This window comes from Micromonospora sp. I033 (genome assembly GCF_053890995.1).
In genome coordinates, this window is the sequence record NZ_JBSSLX010000295.1 from 1 (window position 1) to 5,699 (window position 5,699).

Genomic DNA, 5,699 nt, shown 5'->3' on the forward strand with positions numbered 1-5,699 from the left:
GTCGCGAGCCGGCGGGCACGGGTATGGGCGGCCGGCGCAGCGCAGGTTGGCGCAGCGGTCCGGCTGGCCGGGCTGTGCCTGGTGGGCAGCGGCGACGTCGGTGGCGAGCAGCCACAGCAGGACGTCGGTGACGGTGCGGGGCACGGCGTGGCGGTGCGGCAGTTGCACGACGTGCTGTCTCCTTCGACGGGATCGGCTCATGGTGTCCGCCGCCCCTGGCCAGCGGTGTGGGGGTGTCGCTGTCGGGTTCGCCAGGGGCGGCGGTCGGGTGCAGTGACGCTCGACTTTCCGCCCAGATCAAGTCGTTTCCCCGACGACAGGGGTTTCGGTGGCCTTGGTTAGTCGTCGCGGTGGATGAGGAAGCAGTCCGGTGCGGCCAGGCCGTGGTGCCGGTAGTCGTCGAGACTGTGGTCGTGGTCAGCGGGCTGGCCGCAGTGCCGGGAGCGCATCGGCGCGGCCGTGTTGAGGTCGGCGCCGTCGTGGCTGTGGGCGGTGGCGTGGTCGTGTGCGGCGAAATGGCAGGTGCCGTGGGTATAGAACGGGCGACGGGGTGTGCGGAGTCGAGCGACGACCAGGCCGTGGACCTCGGCGGCGAGACCTAGGCCGGTCTGCCTGGGTGGCGTCGTAGGAGCCGCCGGCGTTTATCAGGTCGTCGGTGACGTCGAGATAGCGGTGCAGGTCGACGAAGGAGCAGATGCCGGCGGGCATGATCCCCTGGCTGATGTCGGTGTCGATCGCGGCGAGTATGCCGTCGGCGAGACGTCGTACCTGGACGGCCTGGGCGGCTGCTGGAGTTGCTGCTCAGTCAGCCAGATGCGCACCAGGGCCCGCAAGCGAAGATCTTGGTTGACGTGCTGAGCGATCAGGGGATCCAAGGGCGGCCGGTGGGCCTGCAGGACACCGATCGGTTTGGTGGTGGGTGCCGGCTCGTCAGCTCCTGGAGCGAGGGCGCGGCGGACGTTCGGTTAGCTGGCGCCGACGGTTTCGGCGCGGCGGGCGAGGTCGGACCCGGGTGCCGGTAAGTCATGGCAGGTGTCGGCGATCGCGGCGGCGAGTACGTATCTCCTTTCGGATGGTGCTTTGTGATGTCCTCGGTGCAGCAGGCCGCGGCGCTCACCTCAGCTCGGTCGGTTCGTCGCGGCAGGGTCCACATCGCCGGGTTCGGCGCCGTCACGCTCGCTGCCGTCCCACTCGAACCGCGCTCCCACCTCTGCGGCGGTGAGGGCGGTTTCGACGGCTGCTTCGGCGGCGTCGAAGGCGTCCTCACGGCCGGTAGCGGTGACCTCGAGGAGGACGGACAAGGTGAGGCGGACCTGCCAGCGGCGGGGTAGTGCTGGCAGATCCAGTGCGGTGAGTACCCGGTCTGCGGCGTCGGCGTCGATGTCGTGGGTAATGGCGGCCTCGCGCAGGGATCGCCACACCTCGCGGCGGAAGTGGGCCAGTGTGTACGTGTCGGCGGCGTGCGGCTGGGCCTGCGGCGGGATGTGTTGGTTGTGCAGGTGAGCGTGGATCTGGGCGGTGGTGTGGGTGAGCCATCCCAGTGGTGCTGGTTGGTCCGGGTGGAACATGTTCCAGGCTTCGAGTAGGACCGACTCCAGGGTCGGTGGTGACGTCGTCGTCTCGGGTGTGGTCATCGCAGGTTGCTCCTCGAGAACGGGAAGGGTCCCGCCGCCCTGGCGGGCGGCCGGACCATCGGCTGATGTCAGGACTGGTGGCGGATCCGGGTGACCCGGACCTCGTAGGTGTCGGAGCGCACGGTCAGGTGCAGCCACGGGTAGCCGGCGGCTGCGGCGGTGCGCAGGTTGGTGATCAGCGGGGTGGGCTGGTCGGTGAGGTGCAGGTGCTCGGCGAAGTCGTCGCCGCCGAGATCCGGGTCGCGGCGGTGGCCGTCGGTGCTGGGTGCCAACTGTGGGCGTAGACGACGAGGCTGCTGCCGGGCCGGTTCGGATCCTCGAAACGCGGCAGGCCGCTGGACATCAGGTAGACGCCGTGGTCGTGGACCCACACAAGCGCGCCCGGGCAGGCGATGCGGTCTTCGTGCTCGGTGAACGAAGGTGCCTGGTCGGTGGCGGCGACGGCGTGCTTAGCCAGCCGCAGCGTCTGGGTCAGGTCGAAATAGAGATGCAGGGCCATGGGTAGGTGTGCCCCTTCCTGGGCGTGGGTGTGGTCGGACAAGGCACCGGCACGAGAGGTCGGTCAGCGGGCGGTGGCTGGGCGAGCAGCGCGCGGCGGCGGGCGCGGGCCGCGGCGGTGGCGCGGGTGACGGCGACGCGGGCGGCCCCGCTGGCGGGGCGATGCTAGCGACGAGCGCCGCCCGATCGGGCAGGGCTCGGCAGCCGGCGACGATGGCGTGCATCGTGACGTCGCTGCGGTGGGGGTCGAAGGGCGTCCCGTCGGTGGGGCAGCAGGCGGGGTCCTGGCAGAGATACGAGAAGTAGCGGCCGTCGGTGACCCGCAGGGCGTCGAGGACGTCGAGACCTGCGGCGGTGAGGCGTGGGGTCATGGCGTCCATGACCGGGGTGACGGCGGTGGCGGGTCCGTAGCCGATCACGATGACGCGGGTAGCCGCGGCGTGGCGCAGCAGCCGGACGTGCGACCGGGCCATGCCCGCGATCCAGGCGGCGACGTGGGAGGGTTCGGGAAGGTCGGCGCGGCCTGCGACGACGACCCGGGTGCCGGCGACGCCGACGGTGACGAAACTGTCGGTGGGGTGGAAGCCCAGTAGGTACGGCACGGCGGTGAGCAGGTCGGCGGGTGAGCCGACCGGCAGCTGGTTGAAGTCGGACATGGTGTCTCCTGTCGTTAGGTGAGGTGAAGTCGGGCAGGGGCGATCGGCCGTGCCAGGGGTGCGCGAATGTCGCGCCGGTATCCGGCAACGGCGATGGAGGGGCGGGATTGGATCCGCAGGCCTGCTGGCCAGCCGGTGAGGCATGGCGACATCCGAGCCCTGGGGTGGCACGGTTCGGCCTGGCCCGCGTCGGGCTGCCGGGAGGAGTCAGGCGTGGTCGAGGGCGGTGACCGCGGCATCGGCGATGTGGCCGATGGCCTGCACGGGGTCGGCCACGGTGACGGTGGTGGTGTCGGTGAAGGTGTGCCCGGGCAGGTCGGCGGGGCGCAGCCACAGCACGGCGCAGCCGGCCCGCTGCAGGGTGGTGATCAGCCGTTGGGCGGGTGCGATGTCGGGTAGGTCGCCGTCGGAGACGACGGTGAGCATCCGCAGCCGGCCGGGCTGGCGCAGCTGCAGCAGCTCGTCGGCGAGCTTCACCGCGTCGGTGAACGCCGTACTGCCGCCGTCTGCCCGCAGCTCGAGGACCTGCTGAGGGTGCTGGCGGGGTGGGACGAGCAGGGTGACGTCGCTGCCGAAGGCGATGGTGGCGGTGACCGCCTGATTGGCGCGGGCGGCGTGGGCGAGGATCCACCCGGCCGACGACATCGGCGCCGCCCAGGGGTGCATGGAGAACGAGGCATCGACGATGACCCCGAGGTGCAGCGTCGGCTTCGGCGACGGCACCTGAGCGCGGCGCTGCCATGGGGTAGCCGTCGGCATGGTCCCGGCGGCGATCTGCGCCTTCGCGGTGATGGCGTGGCGGGTGCGCAGCCGTCCCGGCGGGGTGACGCTGGGCCGGACGTCGGGTTCGGGCTGGTGGGTGCGGGCGCGCCGGAGCCGGGCGGCAAGGGTGCGGGCGGCGGCGCGTTCGCCGTCGGTGGGATCCCTCAGCGACCAGGTGGTGGGCGCGGAGAACCGGGCGGTGAGCTGCTGCGCCCGATACTGCGCGGGAGTGAGCCCCGCGGTGTGGGCGAGGTAGTCCGCCAGTGCCCGGGCGAGCACACCGGCGAACACGCCCGCGTCGACGGCGGGCGTGTCGGGTTGGCGGCGGGGGTCGATGCCGAGGATCTGGCACCACCGCCACGCCAGGTCGATCATCGCCTCGGCGTCGGTGTCGCCGACGGTGTGGGCTTGCCGCCACACGTCGCGTAGCTGCAGCAGCCGCTTGCGGCCGAGGATGGCGGTGACGGCGGCGCGGACACCCTTGATGTCCTTGGCGGTGATGATGCGGGCGTCGACCCGGGCCAGCAGCAGGCCGGCGAGCTGGCCTGCGTGCCACGGGTCGTCGACGGGGGCGTCGGCGGGGCTGACCAGTGTGGTGACGGTGTGGCGCAGCCACCGCCGGTCCGTTCGGCGGCGGGCGCGGTGCCGGTTCTCGATGCGGGACTCCTCGAGCAGTTCGGCGACGGCGGCGACGACGGGCGGGGTGCCGGGCGGGGTACTCCACTGGCTGTGGACGGCGTGGGCGGCTTCGTGAACGAGCAGCCCGTAGGCGGTCGGGACGAGGCGTTTGTGGCCGGCGCGGCGGGGGTTCGCGACGTCGGGGGCGCCGATGTGGGTGGCGTCGACTTCGATGCGGCCGGCTGCGGGGTAGAAGCAGGCGGGTGCGCCGCCGCCGGCGCCGGGGGCGACGTTGACGGTCAAATCGGTGCGGCCGGTCAGCACCGGGATGTGCCGTGTCCAGGCATCGCTCCACTCCTGCCAGGCCGGGTCGCCGCCAGTGGGTGGGGTCGGGCCGGGCTGCAGGTGATGTGTGTGAGGCATCAGTACTCCGTCCAGGGGTTAGCGCTGCTTCCCGAGGGTCAGCGGGGTGATCTCGGTGCCGAAGTGCTGCCGCAGCGCGGCGAGAACCTGCTCCCGGTCCTCCTCAGGTGCGCGGCTGGCGAGGTTGGCGGCCGCGGCGGGCAGGCCGAGGGTTTTGCGGACGCGGGCGAAGCCGAGCAGTTCGCGTAGTTGCGGCGCCCAGCTGACCCGCCCGGCGGCCAGATCACCGTTGAGGGCGACGGCGGCGGCCACCGCGGGGGAGGGGACACCGAGGTGGCGGGCGAGGTCCCAGTCGGTGGTGACCTCGATGTGCACGTCGAACCGGGAGGCGAGAGCTTCGGTGAGGATGGCGCCGTGCACGCCCGGGTTGTGGCCGGCGATGACGTAGAAGCCGTCGGCGGCGTCCACGCGTTCGTTGCGGTAGCCGGGGATGGTGATGACCCGCCGTCCGTCCATCGCGGGGTAGAGCACGGCGAGGACCTTCGGTGGGATGAGGGTGGCGTCGTCGACCAGCAACGCCCGCCCCTCGCGCATAGCCGTCACGAGGGGCCCGTAGACGAACTCGAAGCCGCCGTCGGGGAGGGGGATGAAGTTGCCGAGGAAGTCCTCCACGACGGTGTCGCCGGTTCCGGCGACGGTGAGCAGGTCCGGGAAGGCGGCCTCGACCAGGGCGGTCTTGCCGGTGCCGGGCGGGCCATAGAGCAGCACCGGTATACGCTTTCGCGCAGCCGGCGCAGAACGTCCACATCGGTCGCCCCCGCGAGCTTGCGCGGGAAATACAGGTCCCCGTTAGGGCGGGTGACCGGCTGCCGCCGACCCGCCCCGCGACGTCCTTGGCGGGGTGTACGCGGGGCGGGCGGTGGCATATTCCCTGCGGCGTCGATACCGGCCTGGGTGATTTGGAAGCGGTGTGGGCCCTTGGTGTGGGTGGCGTATCCAGCCGCCGCCATCTTCTTGAGTGCTTCGAACACCGCCCCGGTGGACGGGGCGGCGATCGCCGCGGTGAGTTCCCCAACCTTGAACACCTGATCGGGGTGCGCGGCCAGGTGAGCGGCGACCTGCCGGTAGAGGTAGCCGGGCCGGCGGCCGTCGGCTGGCGGCGGGGAAT

5 protein-coding genes are annotated in these 5,699 nt (G+C 71.9%); all 5 read right to left on the reverse strand.

The annotated features are described in order from the left end of the window. Window positions 1-1,118: 1,118 nt before the first annotated feature. The 5 genes from ACW0Q9_RS28695 to ACW0Q9_RS28715 all read right to left on the reverse strand — a co-directional run bounded on the left by ACW0Q9_RS28695 (window position 1,119) and on the right by ACW0Q9_RS28715 (window position 5,299). Entirely contained in the window at window positions 1,119-1,634 is a 516-nt protein-coding gene (locus tag ACW0Q9_RS28695; protein ID WP_456186594.1) for a hypothetical protein, read from the reverse strand. 68 nt (window positions 1,635-1,702) lie between these two features. Further along, entirely contained in the window at window positions 1,703-1,906 is a 204-nt protein-coding gene (locus ACW0Q9_RS28700) for a hypothetical protein (RefSeq protein ID WP_456186596.1), read from the reverse strand. A gap of 177 nt (window positions 1,907-2,083) precedes the next feature. Further along, a complete protein-coding gene (locus ACW0Q9_RS28705) occupies window positions 2,084-2,788 on the reverse strand; it encodes a DUF4192 domain-containing protein (RefSeq protein ID WP_456186598.1) in 705 nt (234 codons plus the stop codon). Between the two features lie 207 nt (window positions 2,789-2,995). Further along, window positions 2,996-4,591, reverse strand: a complete 1,596-nt coding sequence (locus ACW0Q9_RS28710; RefSeq protein ID WP_456186600.1) for a VWA domain-containing protein — start codon at window positions 4,589-4,591, stop codon at window positions 2,996-2,998. 18 nt (window positions 4,592-4,609) lie between these two features. After that, window positions 4,610-5,299: an AAA family ATPase gene (locus ACW0Q9_RS28715; RefSeq protein WP_456186602.1), complete on the reverse strand. Its 690-nt coding sequence runs from the start codon at window positions 5,297-5,299 to the stop codon at window positions 4,610-4,612. Window positions 5,300-5,699: the final 400 nt, after the last annotated feature.

Bases quoted from the DNA above. Each gene is read 5' to 3' on its own strand.
- ACW0Q9_RS28695 (WP_456186594.1), bottom strand. From the start codon at position 1,634: ATGACCACACCCGAGACGACGACGTCACCACCGACCCTGGAGTCGGTC.
- ACW0Q9_RS28705 (WP_456186598.1), bottom strand. From the start codon at position 2,788: ATGTCCGACTTCAACCAGCTGCCGGTCGGCTCACCCGCCGACCTGCTC.
- ACW0Q9_RS28710 (WP_456186600.1), bottom strand. From the start codon at position 4,591: ATGCCTCACACACATCACCTGCAGCCCGGCCCGACCCCACCCACTGGC.